Source organism: Actibacterium sp. MT2.3-13A, assembly GCF_018139985.1.
Taxonomy (GTDB): Bacteria; Pseudomonadota; Alphaproteobacteria; order Rhodobacterales; family Rhodobacteraceae; genus JAGSOU01.
In genome coordinates this window covers 1-18,007 of the sequence record NZ_JAGSOU010000015.1, presented here as the reverse complement: position 1 = coordinate 18,007, position 18,007 = coordinate 1, and the positions used below count along the sequence as shown (strand labels likewise).

At 66.6% G+C, this 18,007-nt stretch carries 15 protein-coding genes and 1 tRNA gene; 14 read left to right on the top strand and 2 right to left on the bottom strand.

Annotated elements, in window-relative coordinates:
* The first annotated feature begins 109 nt into the window (after positions 1 to 109).
* From KCI33_RS13440 to KCI33_RS13410, 7 genes are all read left to right on the top strand, one after another.
* A complete protein-coding gene (locus KCI33_RS13440) occupies positions 110 to 1,669 on the top strand; it encodes a 2-isopropylmalate synthase (RefSeq protein WP_212525318.1) in 1,560 nt (519 codons plus the stop codon).
* Between the two features lie 274 nt (positions 1,670 to 1,943).
* Positions 1,944 to 2,981 (top strand): rod shape-determining protein, encoded by a 1,038-nt coding sequence (locus KCI33_RS13435; RefSeq protein ID WP_212525317.1) that lies wholly within the window; start codon positions 1,944 to 1,946, stop codon positions 2,979 to 2,981.
* 35 nt (positions 2,982 to 3,016) lie between these two features.
* The gene (gene mreC / locus KCI33_RS13430; protein ID WP_212525316.1) at positions 3,017 to 3,943 is read left to right on the top strand and encodes a rod shape-determining protein MreC; all 927 of its coding nucleotides are present in this window, start codon (positions 3,017 to 3,019) and stop codon (positions 3,941 to 3,943) included.
* Positions 3,936 to 4,472: a rod shape-determining protein MreD gene (locus KCI33_RS13425; protein WP_212525315.1), complete on the top strand. Its 537-nt coding sequence runs from the start codon at positions 3,936 to 3,938 to the stop codon at positions 4,470 to 4,472. Before mreC ends, KCI33_RS13425 begins: the two co-directional genes overlap by 8 nt.
* Positions 4,469 to 6,412, top strand: a complete 1,944-nt coding sequence (gene mrdA, locus KCI33_RS13420) for a penicillin-binding protein 2 (RefSeq protein ID WP_212525314.1) — start codon at positions 4,469 to 4,471, stop codon at positions 6,410 to 6,412. Before KCI33_RS13425 ends, mrdA begins: the two co-directional genes overlap by 4 nt.
* Positions 6,409 to 7,557 (top strand): rod shape-determining protein RodA, encoded by a 1,149-nt coding sequence (rodA, locus tag KCI33_RS13415; protein ID WP_212525313.1) that lies wholly within the window; start codon positions 6,409 to 6,411, stop codon positions 7,555 to 7,557. Before mrdA ends, rodA begins: the two co-directional genes overlap by 4 nt.
* Entirely contained in the window at positions 7,554 to 8,486 is a 933-nt protein-coding gene (locus KCI33_RS13410; protein WP_212525312.1) for a glyoxylate/hydroxypyruvate reductase A, read from the top strand. Before rodA ends, KCI33_RS13410 begins: the two co-directional genes overlap by 4 nt.
* A gap of 45 nt (positions 8,487 to 8,531) precedes the next feature.
* On the opposite strand, the gene KCI33_RS13405 is transcribed toward KCI33_RS13410, so the two are convergent.
* Positions 8,532 to 9,323 carry an SseB family protein gene (locus KCI33_RS13405; protein WP_212525311.1) on the bottom strand — a complete coding sequence of 264 codons (792 nt, stop codon included), beginning with the start codon at positions 9,321 to 9,323 and terminating at the stop codon, positions 8,532 to 8,534.
* Positions 9,316 to 9,927, bottom strand: a complete 612-nt coding sequence (locus KCI33_RS13400; protein ID WP_212525310.1) for a uracil-DNA glycosylase family protein — start codon at positions 9,925 to 9,927, stop codon at positions 9,316 to 9,318. Before KCI33_RS13400 ends, KCI33_RS13405 begins: the two co-directional genes overlap by 8 nt.
* 221 nt (positions 9,928 to 10,148) lie before the next feature.
* Between KCI33_RS13400 and KCI33_RS13395 the strand changes: the two genes are divergently transcribed.
* From KCI33_RS13395 to KCI33_RS13365, 7 genes are all read left to right on the top strand, one after another.
* Positions 10,149 to 11,429 (top strand): Na+/H+ antiporter NhaA, encoded by a 1,281-nt coding sequence (locus KCI33_RS13395; protein ID WP_212525309.1) that lies wholly within the window; start codon positions 10,149 to 10,151, stop codon positions 11,427 to 11,429.
* A 193-nt stretch (positions 11,430 to 11,622) separates the two neighbouring features.
* On the top strand, positions 11,623 to 12,282 hold the full coding sequence (locus tag KCI33_RS13390) for an ATP-binding cassette domain-containing protein (protein WP_212525308.1): 660 nt from the start codon (positions 11,623 to 11,625) through the stop codon (positions 12,280 to 12,282).
* Positions 12,260 to 13,870, top strand: a complete 1,611-nt coding sequence (locus KCI33_RS13385; RefSeq protein ID WP_212525307.1) for a capsule biosynthesis protein — start codon at positions 12,260 to 12,262, stop codon at positions 13,868 to 13,870. The genes KCI33_RS13390 and KCI33_RS13385 overlap by 23 nt, the downstream gene beginning before the upstream one ends.
* Before the next feature lie 2 nt (positions 13,871 to 13,872).
* Entirely contained in the window at positions 13,873 to 14,706 is an 834-nt protein-coding gene (gene kdsA, locus KCI33_RS13380; protein ID WP_212525306.1) for a 3-deoxy-8-phosphooctulonate synthase, read from the top strand.
* Positions 14,707 to 14,732: 26 nt separating this feature from the next.
* A complete protein-coding gene (locus KCI33_RS13375; protein WP_212525305.1) occupies positions 14,733 to 16,229 on the top strand; it encodes a phosphomannomutase/phosphoglucomutase in 1,497 nt (498 codons plus the stop codon).
* A gap of 74 nt (positions 16,230 to 16,303) precedes the next feature.
* Positions 16,304 to 16,378 (top strand) — tRNA-Gln (locus KCI33_RS13370).
* 489 nt (positions 16,379 to 16,867) lie between these two features.
* The gene (locus KCI33_RS13365; protein ID WP_212525304.1) at positions 16,868 to 17,707 is read left to right on the top strand and encodes a tyrosine-type recombinase/integrase; all 840 of its coding nucleotides are present in this window, start codon (positions 16,868 to 16,870) and stop codon (positions 17,705 to 17,707) included.
* The last annotated feature ends 300 nt before the right edge of the window (positions 17,708 to 18,007 follow it).

Below are 18,007 nucleotides of genomic sequence, written 5' to 3'. Positions count from 1 at the left end.
CCCGTGCCCTGCTTCTTCTCCTTAGCCTGCGCTGAGCGCGCTTCGGCGCGGCCGCTCAGTCAGTGACAAGCGCCGGCAAACGCTAAGGACAAGACGAAAGATTACCGACATGACCGATACTGCGAAACAGGACCGCGTCCTGATCTTTGACACAACCCTGCGCGACGGAGAGCAGAGCCCCGGCGCGACCATGACCCATGACGAGAAGCTGGAAATCGCCGCCATGCTCGACGAGATGGGGGTCGATATCATCGAGGCCGGCTTCCCGATCGCGTCCGAGGGCGATTTCGCCGCCGTCAGCGACATCGCCAAACAGACGCAGAACGCGGTTATCTGCGGTCTGGCGCGCGCCAAGACCCTGGATATCGACCGCTGCTGGGAGGCGGTGAAACACGCCCGCCGCCCGCGCATCCACACCTTCATCGGCACCTCGCCGCTGCACCGCGCCATTCCGAACCTGAGCAAGGACGAAATGGCCGAAGTGATCCACGACACCGTGACCCACGCCCGAAACCTGTGCGACAACGTGCAATGGTCGCCGATGGACGCCACCCGGACCGAGTTCGACTATCTGTGCCGGGTGATCGAGATCGCCATCAAGGCCGGCGCGACCACGATCAACATCCCCGACACCGTGGGCTACACCGCGCCGAAGGAGTCGGCCGCGCTGATCCGCCGCCTGATCGAGACCATCCCCGGCGCCGACGAGGTGGTCTTCGCCACCCATTGCCACAACGACCTCGGCATGGCCACGGCCAATGCGCTGGCCGCCGTGGACGCGGGCGCGCGGCAGATCGAATGCACGATCAACGGCCTGGGCGAGCGCGCCGGCAACACCGCGCTGGAAGAGGTGGTGATGGCGCTGAAAGTGCGCAACGACATCATGCCCTACCGGACCGGCATCGACACCACCAAGATCATGAACATCTCGCGCCGTGTCGCGGCGGTGTCGGGCTTCCCGGTGCAGTACAACAAGGCGATCGTCGGCAAGAACGCCTTCGCCCATGAAAGCGGCATCCACCAGGACGGCATGCTGAAGAACGCCCAGACCTTCGAGATCATGCGCCCCGAGGACGTGGGCCTGAGCGAGACCAGCCTGGTGATGGGCAAGCATTCCGGCCGCGCCGCGCTGCGCTCCAAGCTGGAGAACCTGGGCTACACCCTGGGCGACAACCAGCTGAAGGATGTCTTCACCCGGTTCAAGGAACTCGCCGACCGCAAGAAGGAGGTCTACGACGACGACCTGATCGCACTGATGCGCGACAGCTCCTCGGACGAGGGCCACGGCCGCATCCAGGTGAAATTCCTGCGCGTGATCTGCGGCACCGAGAAGCCGCAATCGGCGGACCTGACGCTCAGCATCGACGGGGTGGATCACCAGGTGACCCGCACCGGCGACGGGCCGGTGGACGCGACCTTCAACGCGGTCAAGGCGCTGTTCCCGCATGAGGCGCGGCTGCAGCTTTATCAGGTGCATGCCGTGACCGAGGGCACCGACGCCCAGGCCACCGTCTCGGTGCGGATGGAGGAGAACGGCAAGATCGTCACCGGCCAGTCCTCGGACACCGATACGGTCGTGGCCTCGGCCAAGGCCTATGTGAACGCGCTGAACCGCCTGCTGGTGCGGCGCGAAAAGACCCGCCCCGACGACGCCCGCGCAACGGTCTGAGCACGGTCCCGCGACATCCGGCCAGGGCCGGGCCAAGGCGCCCCACAGGCGCCAACCGGCCCGGCCCGCCACGCTGAAATTCGAAAAGTGCCATTTTTAAGCAAACCACACCCGCATCAGGCGATGAATTGCAGCATTTCTGCAAGCGGCGGAAACGCGCTGGTCGCCCCGGCATGCGCCCTTTACCCTTGCACCACTGAAAGCCTATAACCGTTCCCGGCCCGCCCCGAGCGACTCGGGGCGGAAAACGGGCTCGGACACAAGGCAGGACGCAATGGCAGGATTTGGCGGTTTGTTCTCGTCGGACATGGCAATCGACCTCGGCACGGCGAACACGCTGGTCTACGTCAAGGGACGCGGCATCATCCTCAACGAGCCCTCGGTGGTCGCCTTCCACGTCAAGGACGGGCGCAAGCAGGTGCTGGCGGTGGGCGAGGACGCCAAGCTGATGCTGGGCCGCACGCCGGGCAGCATCGAGGCCATCCGCCCGATGCGCGAGGGTGTGATCGCCGATTTCGACGTGGCCGAAGAGATGATCAAGTATTTCATCCGCAAGGTTCACAAGCGCACCACCTTCACCAAGCCCAAGATCATCGTCTGCGTGCCCCACGGCGCGACGCCTGTGGAAAAGCGCGCGATCCGGCAGTCGGTGCTGTCGGCGGGCGCCCGCCGCGCCGGCCTGATCGCAGAGCCGATCGCCGCGGCCATCGGCGCGGGCATGCCGATCACCGACCCGACGGGCAACATGGTCGTCGATATCGGCGGTGGCACCACCGAGGTGGCCGTGCTCAGCCTCGGCGACATCGTCTACGCGCGCTCCGTCCGGGTGGGCGGCGACCGCATGGATGACGCGGTGATCAATTACCTCCGCCGCCAGCAGAACCTGCTGATCGGCGAGGCCACCGCCGAGCGCATCAAGACCTCGATCGGCACCGCGCGCATGCCCGACGACGGGCGCGGCGCGGCGCTGACCATCCGCGGCCGCGACCTGCTGAACGGCGTGCCGAAGGAGATCGAGATCAACCAGGCGCAGGTGGCCGAGGCCCTGGCCGAGCCGGTGCAGCAGATCTGCGAGGCGGTGATGGTCGCGCTCGAGGCGACCCCACCCGACCTTGCCGCCGACATCGTAGACCGCGGCGTGATGCTGACCGGCGGCGGCGCGCTGCTGGGCGAGCTGGACCTGGCGCTGCGCGAGCAGACCGGGCTTGCGATCTCGGTCGCCGACGAGTCACTGAATTGTGTGGCCCTCGGCACGGGCAAGGCGCTGGAGTATGAAAAACAACTGCGCCATGTCATAGACTACGACAGCTGAGGCGCGAGGGGACGCGCGCCTGACAAGGGGCCGCGATGGCACGAGACCGCAACACCCAGGTGGATTACGCCCGCCCGGTCAGGCACATCCTGATCGGGGTGATGGTGGTCCTGATGCTGGGCACCTTCCTGCTGTGGCGCATCGACAGCCCCCGGGTTGAGCGTTTCCGCGCGACGCTGGTGGACCGGGTGGTCCCCAGTTTCGACTGGGCGCTTCTGCCGGTGACCAGGCTGGTCGGGCTGGTCGAGGGGTTCCAGTCCTACGCGCGGCTGTCCGAGCAGAATCAGGAGCTGCGCCGCGAACTGCGCCAGATGAAGGCCTGGAAAGAGGCCGCGCTGCAGCTGGAGCAGGAAAACGCCAAGCTGCTGGACCTGAACAAGGTGCGGCTCGATCCCAAACTGACCTATGTCACCGGCGTGGTGCTGGCCGATTCCGGCTCGCCCTTCCGGCAGTCGGTGCTGCTGAACGTGGGCGCGCGCGACGGCATCATCGACGGCTGGGCCACCACCGACGGGCTGGGACTGGCGGGTCGGATCTCGGGCGTGGGCAAGAACACCTCGCGGGTGATCCTGCTGACCGACTCCAACTCGCGTATCCCGGTGACGATCCAGCCCTCGGGCCAGCAGGCGATGCTGGCCGGCGACAACACCGCCGCGCCGCTGATCGAGTTCCTCGAAAACCCCGACCAGGTGCGTCCCGGGGACCGCGTGGTCAGCTCGGGCGATGGCGGGCTGTTTCCGGCGGGGCTGCTGGTGGGGCAGGTCGCGCTGGACCCCGAGCGTCGCCTGCGCGTGCGGCTGGCCGCCGATTACGAGCGGCTGGAATTCCTGCGCGTGCTGCGCAGCCATGCCCACGAGGTGATCCGCGACGCCGGCGGGCTGATCGCGCCGCCACCGCCCCCGCCGGCCCCGGTGGCCGAGGCCGCCGAGCCGGCCGCCTCCGAGGGGGGCGCCGATGGTTGACCCGGCGACCACGCAGCGCTGGGGCTACCGGCTGTTGTTCGTCGCGCTGGCGGCCGTTCTGCTGTTCCTGCGCCTGCTGCCGCTGGACATGATGCCCGCCACCCTGCCCGGCCCCGACCTTCTGCTGTGCCTGGTCTTCGCCTGGGTGCAGCGCCGGCCCGACATCGTGACCCCGCTGCTGCTGGGCGCGCTGCTGTTCCTGTCCGACATGCTGCTGGGCCGCGCGCCGGGCCTGTGGGCCGCGCTGGCGCTGATCGCGGCCGAGTTCCTGCGCAGCCGCCACCAGGGCTCCGCCGAGATGCCCTTCGCGGTCGAACTGGCCTTCGTCGCGGGCGCTGTGATCGCGCTGACCGTGGCCTATTGGGCGGCGCAGGGCATCTTCGCCGTGCCCGCCCCCGGCCTGAGCGATCTGCTGATGCAGGCGGTCTTCACCCTGACGGCCTACCCGGCGGTGGTCGGCGTGTCGCAGCTGGGCTTCAACATCCGGCGCCTGTCCCCGACCGAGGCCGACTCCGGGGGGGCGCGATGAAATATTCCCCCCGCGACACCGAGGAAAGCGCCCGCGGCATCACCCGGCGCGGGCTGGTCCTGGGCGGGATGCAACTGGCCTTCATGGGCGGGCTGGCCGCGCGGATGCGCTACATGCAGGTCGAGCAGGCCGACCAGTTCCGCCTGCTGGCCGAGGAAAACCGCATCAACATCCGCCTGCTGCCGCCTGCGCGCGGGATGATCTTCGACCGCAACGGCCACCTCGTCGCCGGCAACGAGCAAAACTACCGCATCGTCATGGTCCGCGAGGATGCCGGCGATGTCGAAGAGGTGTTGGCCCGCGTCGCCCGGATCATCCGCCTGACGCCCGAGGAGATCGACCGCGCGCTGAAGGAGATCATGCGCCGCAGCCCCTTTGTGCCGGTCACCGTCGCCGACCGGCTGAGCTGGGAGGACGTCGCCCAGATCGCGGTCAACGCCCCCGCCCTGCCCGGCGTGGCGCCCGAGGTGGGCCTGTCGCGCATCTATCCGCTGGCTGAGGATTTCGCCCACGTGGTGGGCTATGTCGGCCCGGTGTCGGACTACGATCTCAGCCGGATCGAGGATCCCGACCCGGTGCTGCAGATCCCGCGCTTCCAGATCGGCAAGACCGGGGTCGAGGCCAAGGAGGAGCTGCGGCTGCGCGGCAAGGCCGGGACCAAGCGGATCGAGGTCAACGCCGTGGGCCGGGTGATCCGCGAACTCGACCGCGAGCCGGGCCAGCCTGGTGCCGATCTGCAACTGACCGTCGATCACGGGCTGCAGAATTTCATCGAGGCGCGCCTCTCCGGCGAAAGCGCAGCGGCGGTGGTGATCGACCTGGCCGAAGGCGATCTTCTGAGCCTCGCCTCGGCGCCCAGCTTCGATCCCAACAAATTCGTGCGCGGCATCTCGGTCGCCGACTACAAGGCGCTGACCGAGAACCCCTATCGCCCGCTGGCCAACAAGACGGTACAGGGCACCTACCCGCCGGGTTCGACCTTCAAGATGGTTACCGCGCTCGCCGCGTTGGAGGACGGGCAGATCACCCCGGAGGAGACCGTCTACTGCCCCGGCTACCTGGAGGTGGGCGGCCGCCGCTTCCATTGCTGGAAGCACGGCGGGCACGGCCATGTGAGCCTCGAGGAAAGCCTCCAGCAATCCTGCGACGTCTACTATTACGAGATCTCGCGCCGGGTCGGCATCGAGAAGATCGCCGAGATGGCCCGCCGCCTCGGGCTCGGCGACCGCTTCGAACTGCCGCTCTCGGCGGTGGCCGGCGGGCTGACCCCCACCAAGGAGTGGAAACGCGAGAACCGCGGCGCCGAGTGGGTGGTCGGCGACACGCTGAACGCGGCCATCGGTCAGGGCTTCGTGCTGGCCTCGCCGCTGCAGCTGGCGGTGATGACCGCGCGCCTGGCCACGGGCCGGTCGGTCACGCCGCGGCTGATCAAATCCGTGGACGGGGTCGAGCAGCCCTCGGGCCTGGGCGCGGAACTTGGGCTCAGCCCGGCGCTGCTGGCCAAGGTGCAGCGCGGCATGTTCTCGGTGTCCAATTCGCGGCGCGGGACGGCCTACGGATCGCGCATCGCCGACGACGCGCTGCTGATGGCGGGCAAGACCGGCACCAGCCAGGTGCGCAACATCACCGCCGCCGAACGCGCCCGCGGCGTGTCCCGCAACGAGGACCTGCCGTGGGAGCGGCGCGACCACGCGCTCTTCGTGGCTTTCGCCCCGTTCGACGCGCCGCGCGTCGCGGTGTCGGTGGTGGTGGAACATGGCGGCGGCGGCTCCAGCGCGGCCGCGCCCATCGCCCGCGACATCGTGCTGCGCGCCCTGCACGGCGAGGTGCCGCCGCTCTCGTCCTATCCGCAGAACCAGCGCCGCGAGATCGAAGAGCGCCTGCGCGCCCTGCCGCTGCGCGCGCCCCTGCCCCCCGCCCCCGGACGGAGCCGCGCATGAGCTATCTCGAATATTCGGTCAAGCAGGTGCCCAGCGGCTGGCGCAAGGTGATCCACCTCAACTGGGCGCTGGTGCTGCTGCTGACCGCGGTGGCGGGGGTGGGCTTCATGATGCTCTACTCGGTGGCGGGCGGATCGTTCTCGCCCTGGGCCGAGCCGCAGATGAAACGCTTTGCGCTGGGGCTGGTGGTCATGTTCACCGTCGCCTTCGTTCCGGTCTGGTTCTGGCGCAACATGGCGGCGCTGGCCTATGCGCTGTCGGTGCTGCTGCTGCTGTTCGTGGAACTGTTCGGCGCCGTGGGCATGGGCGCGCAGCGCTGGATCGACCTCGGCTTCATGCGGTTGCAGCCGTCCGAGCTGACCAAGATCACGCTGGTGATGATCCTGGCCGCCTATTACGACTGGCTCGACATCAAGAAGGTCTCGCGCCCGCTCTATGTGCTGCTGCCGCTGGTGCTGATCCTGCTGCCCACCTTCCTGGTGCTGCGCCAGCCCGACCTCGGCACCGCGCTGCTGCTGGTGGCCGGCGGCGGCGTGGTGATGTTCGTGGCGGGCCTGCATTGGGCCTATTTCGCCGCCGTGATCGCCACCGGCGGCGGGCTGGTGGCCGGCGTCTTCCTGTCGCGCGGGACCGAGTGGCAGTTCCTCAAGGACTACCAGTATCGCCGCATCGATACCTTCCTCGACCCGGCCTCCGACCCGCTCGGCGCGGGCTATCACATCACCCAGTCCAAGATCGCCCTGGGCTCGGGCGGCTGGGCCGGACGCGGCTTCATGCAGGGCACCCAGTCGCGGCTGAACTTCCTGCCCGAGAAACACACCGATTTCATCTTCACCACGCTGGCCGAGGAATTCGGCTTCATCGGCGGCTTTTCCCTGCTCGCGCTTTACGCGCTGATCATCTTCTTCTGCATCGCCTCGGCGCTGAAAACCAAGGACCGGTTCTCGTCGCTGCTGATCTTCGGGATCTCCGCCGCCTTCTTCTTCTATTTCGCGCTCAACATGTCGATGGTCATGGGGCTGGCGCCGGTGGTCGGCGTGCCGCTGCCGCTGGTTTCCTACGGCGGCTCGGCGATGCTGGTGCTGATGGCCGCCTTCGGCCTGGTGCAGAGCGCGCATATCCACAGACCGAGGGGCCGTTCATGATCCGAGTTCTCTTCGCCGCGGGCGAGGCGCGCTGGCAAACCTACCGCCACGCCCTGCCCGCCGCCTTCGCCAGGGCTGGACTGGAGGTCGACCTCTTCACCGCGACCGACGCCCCCGAGAGCGTCGATTACATCGTCTACGCCCCGGGCGACACGCTCCATGACTTCACCCCCTTCACCAGGGCCAGGGCGGTGCTGAGCCTCTGGGCCGGGGTGGAAAAGATCGTGGGCAACGAAACGCTGACCCAGCCGCTCTGCCGCATGGTCGATGCCGGGCTCGAGGAAGGCATGGTCGAATGGGTCACCGGCCATGTGCTGCGCCACCATCTCGGCATGGACGCGCATATCGTGAACCCGGCCCACGAATGGACCCCGGTCGCGCCGCCGCTCGCGCGCAACCGCCGCGTCGCCGTCCTGGGCCTGGGCGAGCTCGGCCGCGCCTGCGCGCAGGCGCTGGCGGCCCTGCGCTTCGACGTTGCCGGCTGGAGCCGCACCCCCAAGGACATCCCCGGCCTGACCTGCCTGTCGGGCGCGGAGGGCCTGAACGCGGCCCTGTCGCGCGCCGAGATCGTGGTGCTGCTGCTGCCGCTCACGACCCAGACCGGGAACCTTCTCGACGCCGGGCGCCTCGCCCGCCTGCCCGAGGGTGCGGTGATCGTCAATCCCGGCCGCGGCCAGCTGATCGACGACGACGCGCTCATCGCGGCGCTCGACTCAGGCCATATCGCCCATGCCACGCTGGACGTGTTCCGCGTCGAACCGCTGCCGCGGGACCACCCGTTCTGGACCCATCCCAAGGTGACCGTGACCCCGCATATCGCCTCCGAGACCCGCGCCGACACCGCCAGCGATGTCGTCGCCGAGAACATCCGCCGCGGCGAGGCGGGCGAGCCGTTCCTGTTCCGGGTGGACCGCAAACAGGGCTACTGAGCCCCCTTCTTCTTGGCCCAAATACTCACCGCGCGACGGCGCCGCCTAGCGCAGCTTCGGAGGTTGCGCAGGGTCCATCCCCGGCTTCGCGCTAGGAACCTGCGCCTGCGCCTCCGCCTGCGGCAGGTCGAAGCGCAGCCCCACCTTGGCCAGCCGCGCCGCGATCGGGTCGGCGGCCGCGAAGAATCCCACGTCCATCGCGCCCGCCTCGATGCCGGAAAAGGTCAGCGCCTCGCCCGCGGCCTGCGCCAGCGCGCCCTCGGCCCCCGGCGCGGGGTCGATGAAGGCCAGCATGTGGCCCCGCGCCCCGCCCGCGTAGCTCACCCCGGCCAGATAGGCCATCTTTGCCAGCCCGCCGGCCGCCGCCAGCTTGGCGTCCAGCGCCGAGAGCAGCGGCTCGGGCAGCCCGGCCGGCGCATGCAGTTCCTCGGGGCGCGCCTCGATCTCGGTCGGGCGCTGCTGCAGCGTTTCGGCCAGCCAGTCCACCGCCTGCGCCGGGATCAGGATCGAGGAGGGCGCAACCGACAGGTTCACGCCCAGCCCGATGCCCTGGCCGGCCAGCATGCCCACCACCAGCCGGCCGCTGAGCGCGACGTAGGGAACGGTCTCGCGCGCGAATTCGGCCAGCCGCTCCTCGCGGTCGAAGACCACGATCACGCGGCCCTCCTCCACGTCGAAGACCTGCGGCATGATCTGCTCGCCCCGCGGCTCTTCGAAGAGCAGAACGAACAGCTCGGCATCGGCCAGCCTCTCGTAGAAGCGTAGCCGCGCCGCCGCATCCTCGGGATCGGCCTGCATGGCCGCGTGGGCCCGGTCCAGCGGGGTTTGATCAGTCATCCAGCACCTCTTGCACACGGGCCCGCAGAACCGGCAGAAGCTCGGCCTCGAACCACGGGTTTTTCTTCAGCCATGCCGTATTGCGCCAGGACGGGTGCGGCAAGGGAAAGACGCGCGGCGCATGGTCCCGCCAGGCCGCCACCGTGGCGGTGACGGGGCCGGCCCTCTTTCCCAAATGCCACCTTTGCGCATAGCCGCCGATCAAAATGGTCAGGGGAATTTCCCCCAGCTCTTGCATAATTCGAACATGCCACGTCCGCGCGCAGAGCGTCGGCGGCGGCAGGTCCGCGCCCTTGGCGTCATAGCCCGGAAAGCAGAAGGCCATCGGCAGCACCGCCACGCGGGACAGGTCGTAGAAGACCCCCTCGTCGATCCCCATCCAGTCGCGCAGCCTCTCGCCCGACGGGTCGAAGAAGGGCTTGCCTGCCTTGTGCACCCGCATCCCGGGCGCCTGCCCGGCCACCAGGATGCGGGCGCCGGGCCGGAACCAGGGCACCGGCCGCGGCGCATGGGCCGTGGCGGTGGCCGCGAAACGGTCGGCGCAGAACCGGCAGTCCGAAAGCTCGGCCAGAAGATCGGAGAAGGCGGGGCAGGGATCGCTCATTCCCGTCTACTTAGGAAAGGGCGCCGGAGGATGCAAATTGGAGGGTTGCCTCCCCCGCCCGAAACTGCCCGCCCGGCCCCTGCCCGCGCCGGCCCCGCGGTCCGGTCGCGGGCCTTGGCCGCCTGTCGGCGGCCTCGAAGGTAATCTCGTGAACTTCGGGCGGTTGCCCCCCGGTTTCACATGCTCTATCTGACGGTGAAACTATGGGGGGACACGCACGCATGTACAGGGTCTGGAACTTTGTAACCAACTACTCGCTCCTGCTGATCGGGGGCGCGATCATCGCCTTGGTCTGGGCCAATGTGGATGCCCATTCCTACCACGATTTCGTGGAAATGGTGCTGATCGACGATTTCATCATCGGCCACGCGCATCTCGACGAGGCGGGCAATGTGCACCGCACCCTGACCCTGCACTACCTGGTCAACGACGTGTTGATGGCCTTCTTCTTCGCCATCGCGGCCAAGGAGGTCTGGGAGGCGATCATCCTCAAGAACGGCTCGCTGCGCGGCAAGAAGGCGGCGACGCCGCTGTTTGCCACCGCCGGCGGCATGCTGGGGCCGATCGTCGTGTACCTTGGCCTGGCCATGCTGCTGGGCTCGGACACGTTCAACGCGGTCAGCCGCGGCTGGGCGATCCCGACGGCCACCGACATCGCGTTCTCCTATCTCGTCGGCCGCCTGGTCTTCGGCGCGGGGCATCCGGCGGTTCGATTCCTGCTGCTGCTGGCGATCGCGGACGATGCGGCGGGGCTGATCATCCTGGCCATCTTCTACCCCTCGGGCGAGCTCGCACCGGAATGGCTGCTGCTGTCGGCGGGCGTGGCGCTGGCGGTGTTCGTCCTGTTCAACTGGCTGCCGCGGGTGATGGATCGCGGCGACCAGCTGCGCACTAAATCGAGCTGGGTGCGCAAATACCTGAGCTTCTGGCCCTACCTGATCGCCGGCGCGCTGAGCTGGTACGGCTTCCAGGAAGCCGGCCTGCACCCGGCGCTGGGCCTGCTGCCGGTGGTGCCGACGATCCCGCATGCCGACCGTGCCTTCGGAATCTTCTCGGAGGCCGAAACCTACCTTACCGACCTGCTGAACACGATCGAGCACGCGCTCAAGCACCCGGTCGAGATCATCCTGTTCTTCTTCGGCCTGCTGAACGCGGGCGTGGAGTTCGCCTCGATCGGCTCACCGACCTGGCTGGTGCTCTTCGGCCTGCTGCTTGGCAAGCCCATGGGCGTCCTGATCTTCGGCTATATCGCGGCGCATCCGCTGCGGCTGGGCCTGCCGGCCGGCATGCGCACAATCGACCTGCTGGTGATCGGCTGCGTGGCGGCCATCGGCTTCACCGTTTCGCTGTTCGTCGCCTCTGTGGCCTTCGACGGCTCGGTGCAGCTGGAGGGCATCCGTGTTCAGGACGCGGCCAAGATGGGCGCGCTGTTCAGCTTCTCCGCCGCGATCATCGCGATCGTCGTGGGCAAGATCTGCCGGGTGGAGAAACAGAAAGCCTGAGGCCCTCCCTCCGCGGGGGCTTTGCGAGGCCGGCGCTGCACCTGCGCCGGCCTTTGCCATTTTATCGCCGCAAAGCGCATGAGTTCATTGAATATTAGCGTTCCCGCAGGACATAATGCCGCCCAAAACCGCCGGTAATGTCACCGGAGAGGAAACGCCGGGCCGCGCTCCCGGACAGAGGCAGAACCGACCCATGATCGAGTTCATCAATGTCAGCAAGTCCTTCTGGACGGGCAAGCAGCGCAAGGTGATCCTTGACCGCGTGTCGTTCCGGGTGGAACTGGGCCGCTCGCTGGGCATCCTGGCGCCGAACGGCACCGGCAAGACGACGCTGATCAACATGATGGCCGGGCTGGAGAAACCCGACGAGGGGCAGATCCTGCGCACATGCCGCATCTCCTTTCCGCTGGGTTTCATGGGCGGCGTGGTCAGTCGCCACACCGGCACCGAGAACGCCCGCTACATCGCACGGCTCTATGGCCTCGACCCCGATTACGTCGAGGCCTTCTCGCGCTGGCTGTGCAATATCGACGAATATTTCGACATGCCCATCGGCACCTACAGCCAGGGCATGCGCGCGCGTTTCAGCTTCTCGTTGATGCTGGCGCTGGATTTCGACATCTACCTGATCGATGAGGGGATGCCCTCGACCACGGATGTGGAGTTCAACCGCAAGGCCGGCGCCATCCTGCGCGAGCGGCTCGAGCGGGCGACCGTGGTCGTGGTCTCGCATCAGGCCGCGACACTTGAGAAGTTCTGCCGCCAGGCCGCCGTGTTAAGAGACGGGCAGTTGTACCAGTTCGATACCTTGGAAGAGGCAAAAAGACTCTATGACTACGAAACCCAAGGCTAAGAAGTTCCGCATCCGCCGCAGCGGCCCGCTCGGCAACGGCCGCCCGCGCCCCGAGGACGCCGCCGAGACCGTCGACGACGGCTTCGGCGCCGGGCCGTTCCCGACCGCCGCGCCGCAGCCCGCCGCGGCCTCCGCCGCGCCGGCCACACCCGCCGCGCGCGGCGTCGACGAGGAAATCACCGCGATCCGCCGCGAGGGTCTGACCGGGCGGCAGCTGCGCATGGCCCGGCGCGTCGCGCAGAAACACGGGCTGGCGCCGACCTCGGATTTCGACGCGGTGCGGCTGCTGCGCGAGCAGGGGATCGACCCGTTCCACCGCGCCAACATGCTGGAACTGGTGGCCAGCGAGGGCCGCCAGACCACCCTGCCGCAGCTGCCGCAGACCGTGCCGCAGGGGCGCAGTCCGCAGCTGCCCTCGACCGAGGTGATGGGCGCCGACACCCGCGCGCGAGAGATCATGCGCATCCAGCAGGACATCGCCCGCCGCCGCCGGCGCCGCTTTGCGCTGATGCTGACCCGGCTGGGGTTCTTCGTGATGCTGCCGACGCTGCTGGCCGGCTATTACTATTACTTCGTGGCGACGCCGATGTATGCCACGAAATCGGAATTCGTGATCCAGCAGGCCGAAAGCCAGGTCGCCGGCGGGCTGGGCAGCATGTTCGCGGGCACCGGCCTGGCCGTGCAGCAGGATTCGATCGCGGTGCAGAGCTACCTGCAGTCGCGCGACGCCATGCGGCGGCTGGACTCCGATCTCGGCTTCAAGGCACATTTCAGTCAGGCGGGCATCGACCCGATCCAGAAACTGGACCAGGGTGCCAGCTTCGAAGCCGCCTACAAGATCTACAAACGCAACGTGCAGATCGGCTACGACCCGACCGAGGGCATCCTGAAGATGGAGGTCATCGCCGCCGATCCCGGGACCAGCGCGGCGTTTTCCGAGGCGCTGATTTCCTATGCCGAGGAACGCGTAGACGGGCTAACCCAGCGGCTGCGAGAGGACCAGATGGCGGGTGCCCGCGCCTCGTTCCGCGACGCCGAGGCCAAGGTCGAGGCGGCGCAGCAGCGCGTGCTCGACCTGCAGGAGCGTCTGGGCGTGCTCGACCCGGTAACCGAGACCAGCGCGCTGATGGGCCAGATCTCCACCTTCGAGGTGCAGCTTCAGGAAAAGAAGCTGCAGCTGCAGCAGCTGCTCGACAACCCGCGCCCCAACGCCGCCCGCGTGGAGGGCGTGAAGGGCGACATCAAGCGCCTCGAGGCGCTGGTGGCGCAGCTGCGCGCCTCGATGACCGAAAGCACGCAGGGCACCGATTCGCTGGCCCGCATCTCGGCCGAACTGCGCATCGCCGAGGCGGACCTGGCCAACCGCCAATTGCTGCTGCAACAGGCGCTGCAACAGCTCGAGACCGCCCGGATCGAGGCCAACCGCCAGGTGCGCTACCTGTCGCTGGGCGTCAGCCCCGTCGCCCCGGACGAGCCGACCTACCCGCGGGCCTTCGAGAACACTCTGCTGGCCTTCCTGATCTTCGGCGGGATATACCTCATGATATCCATGACGGCTTCCATCCTCCGAGAACAGGTTTCTGCCTAGACATGCATGACGTGACCATCGGCGCGCTGAGCGTCTCGAATGACCGCCCGCTGACCGTGATCGCCGGCCCCTGCCAGCTGGAAAGCGCGGACCATGCCCAGATGATCGCCGGGCGCATGGCCGAGATCTGCGCCAGCGCCGGGGCCGGCTACATCTTCAAGGCCAGCTTCGACAAGGCCAACCGCACCTCGCTGTCGGGGATGCGCGGCGTGGGCATGGAGGCCGGGCTGGACATCCTCGCCGGCGTGAAGAAGGCGCTGGGGCTGCCGGTGCTGACCGATGTGCATGAGGTCGCGCAATGCGCGCCCGTGGCCGAGGTCGCAGACGTGCTTCAGATCCCCGCCTTCCTGTGCCGTCAGACCGACCTGCTGCTGGCCGCGGGCCGGACCGGGGCCGCGGTGAACATCAAGAAGGGTCAGTTCCTGGCACCCTGGGACATGGCCAATGTCGTGGACAAGGTCGAGGCCACCGGCAACCGCCGCATCCTGCTGACCGAACGCGGCACCTCCTTCGGCTACAACACGCTGGTGACCGACATGCGCGCCCTGCCCCAGATGGCCAGGACCGGCTACCCGGTGATCATGGACGCCACCCATTCGGTGCAGCAGCCTGGTGGCCTCGGCGGCGCCTCGGGCGGGCAGCGCGAGTTCGCCCCTGTCATGGCCCGCGCGGCGGTGTCGCTGGGGATCGCCGGCGTCTTCATCGAAACCCATGAGAACCCAGATCATGCGCCGTCGGACGGACCGAACATGATCCCGCTCGACCAGATGGAAAACCTTATTCACACCCTGATGGAATTCGACGGGCTGGCCAAGGCCAACCCCATCCGCCTTTAGATCCAAGACCAGAGCGAGACTGCCCCGTGACCAAACCGATTTACGAAGTGTCCCAGAACACCTGGGAATTCCTGCGCGACGCGATGATCACCCCCACCGGCTTCCGCGAATACGATGCGCGCTGGAAATACCCCGACCAGATCAACCTGCCGGGCATCACCGCGCTGGGGCTGGGGCTGGGCACGCAGATGCAGCGCCGCGGGATCGCGCCGCTGATCGCGGTCGGCAACGACTACCGGGACTATTCGCTGGCGATCAAGAACGCGCTGATCCTGGGACTGATGCGCGCCGGCATCACGGTCAAGGATATCGGCCCTGCGCTTTCGCCCATGGCCTATTTCGCGCAGTTCCACCTGGACGTGCCGGCGGTGGCGATGGTCACCGCCTCGCACAATCCCAACGGCTGGACCGGGGTGAAAATGGGCTTCGAGCGCCCGCTGACCCACGGCCCCGAGGAAATGTCCGAACTGCGCGATATCGTTCTGGGCGGCGACTGGGACTGCCGCCCCGGCGGCGCCTATGAATTCGTGGACGGGGTGAAGGAAGCCTATATCGACGATCTGGTGGGCGATTTCAGGATGTCGCGCAAACTGAAGGTCGTCTGCGCCACCGGCAACGGCACGGCCTCGGCCTTCGCCCCCGAGATCCTGGAGCGGATCGGGGTGGAGGTGGTGCCGAGCCACAACAAGCTCGACTACACCTTCCCCAACTACAACCCCAACCCCGAGGACATGCACATGCTGCATGACATGGCCGATACGCTGAAAGCCTCGGGCGCCGACCTGGCGCTGGGCTTCGACGGCGACGGCGACCGCTGCGGGGTGGTCGATGACGAGGGCGAGGAGATCTTCGCCGACAAGGTGGGCGTGATCATGGCCCGCGACCTGAGCAAGCTCTACCCCGGCGCGACCTTCGTGGCCGACGTGAAATCGACAGGGCTCTTCGCCTCCGACCCCGAGCTGAAGGCGCATGGCGCCAAGGCCGATTACTGGAAGACCGGCCACAGCCACATGAAGCGCCGGGTCAAGGATCTGGGCGCGCTGGCGGGATTCGAGAAATCCGGCCACTACTTCCTGGCCGAGCCGATCGGCCGCGGCTACGACTGCGGCATGCGCGTGGCGGTGGAGATCTGCAAGCTGATGGACCGCAACCCGGGCCAGTCGATGTCGGACCTGCGCAAGGCCCTGCCGCGCACCTGGTCCACCCCCACCATGTCGCCCTATTGCGCCGATACCGAGAAATACGACGTGCTGGCGCGGCTGGTCGAAAAGCTGGTGACCAAGGCCGAGGCGGGCGAAAAGCTGGCCGGCCGCGGGATCGACCGCGTGGTCACGGTGAACGGCGCGCGGGTGATCCTCGACAACGGCTCCTGGGGGCTGGTGCGGGCCAGTTCGAACACGCCGAACCTGGTGGTGGTCTGCGAAAGCGCCGAGAGCGAAGACGAGCTGCGCGCGATTTTCGCCGAGATCGACGCGGTGATCCGCACCGAACCGTCGGTCGGCGAGTACGACCAGAAAATATGATCCCGCAGGCCCGATTTTTTCGCGAAATTGGGCTTGCAGACCCGGGCGGTTGGTCGTAGATAACCGCGCACCGTTGGGGTGTAGCCAAGTGGTAAGGCAGCGGTTTTTGGTACCGTGTACCGTAGGTTCGAATCCTACCACCCCAGCCATAAAACCTCGCCTTTTCAGGCACTTACCAGATCTGAATTTGGTAAGTTACTCTTTCGTTGATTGTTGCCCACAAGCTGCCCACAGTTTGCCCCACCTTGGCGTGCGAATCTAGTGGGAAGGGAAAAGGGCTCATGACATCCAAGCGTGTTATCGTAAGCCGTCGGACCCAGAATGGCAGGCGCAGATATCGTGTGCGTTGGCGCGATCCTGCAACTGGACAGCAATGCGAGGAGTCTTTCTCGAAACAAACTGACGCGTATAAGCGGCGAGCGGAAATCGCCGCGGCACTCGAGACAGGTGGAAACCCGCGCACCTCCAATCTCAAATTCCGCGACCTCGCAGGCCAATACATCGAAGCCTCTCGGATTGGACGAGATGGGAAGGCGCCCTTGGAGCACTCCACGCTCCACTATTACCAACACTATTTGGACCAATACATTTTCGGCGAGATAGGCGATGTGCCAGTCTCCAGGCTGACGCGGGATCACATGATCGAGCTGATGAACACCTTGATCGCCCGCTACCCATCGAGAAGAACGGCAAGCCACGCCTTCAATCTGGTCAAATCGATCCTGAACTGGGGAGTGGCAAGGGATATCTTGACCAAAAGCCCCGGCTACAAGTTGGCGGTACAGGTCCGCAGCACAAGGGAGAAGCGGCAAGGGGCTCGCATTCATTCGGAGCAAGAAATGCGAGCTATTATGGAAAAGCTTGAAGAACTGCGTCAGCACCCAAACCTTCAAGTCCGGCGCGCATTCGTCAAATACAGTGCGCTGTTCGCTCTGATGTCCACAACGGGCATACGCATTTCAGAAGCGCTCGGAATTAAGCGGGATGATTTCGCCCCTGACCTAACAACTCTGACAATCGAGCGCCGCGTAGACCAAGCGAGGAGGGGGCGCGACAACGCTGATCGTGTCGGCCTGCTCAAGAGCGGCTATGCCTATCGAACGGTTCCCGTCGCGAAGCAAGTGCGGCCATGGCTTCGCGATCAGCTTTCGGCACACAACTATGAATGGGTTTTTCCCACACGTAGCGGCACTCCGATTCATCATTCCGCAGTGAACGCCCAAGGATGGTACCGCGTCCAAAGGGAGGCGGGCGTCACACGACTGGGAATTCATTCCCTGCGGCATTACTTCGCGTCAAGTTTGATGCGTAAGGGACTCTACTTGGAAGCGCAAAAACTGCTTGGGCATCATGACGCTGCTTTCACGATGACCCAGTACGGACATCTGATAGATGATGGAACAGCTCGAATGGAGAGCATTGCCACCGAGATCGCCTCAGGTTTCTTGGAGGGCGGCGAAGCCTCATCTCGAAGTTAAGGCACCTATCAAGGTCACAAGGTCAAGGCCCTTTGACTGAGCAAGACCGTCAGATGCCCGCAACAAACCCTTAGCAGGCGCGCCGCCCGGCTGCGGCTTCAGGAACTACCGGTCCAGAGCCACCTTTCATTAAACAACGTCGTGCTCTGAAACATCTTCCTGCAAATGGCTGTTCGTTCTACGCGCAGCGATCATGGTCCATGACCTGCCCCCCGGTGGTCCCTCGTTCATAACGAGAGTCTGCGGGTTTGGGATTGGTAGTTGGGTTGGTCGGTTTGGGCAAGCGCGCCGGGAGCGGAG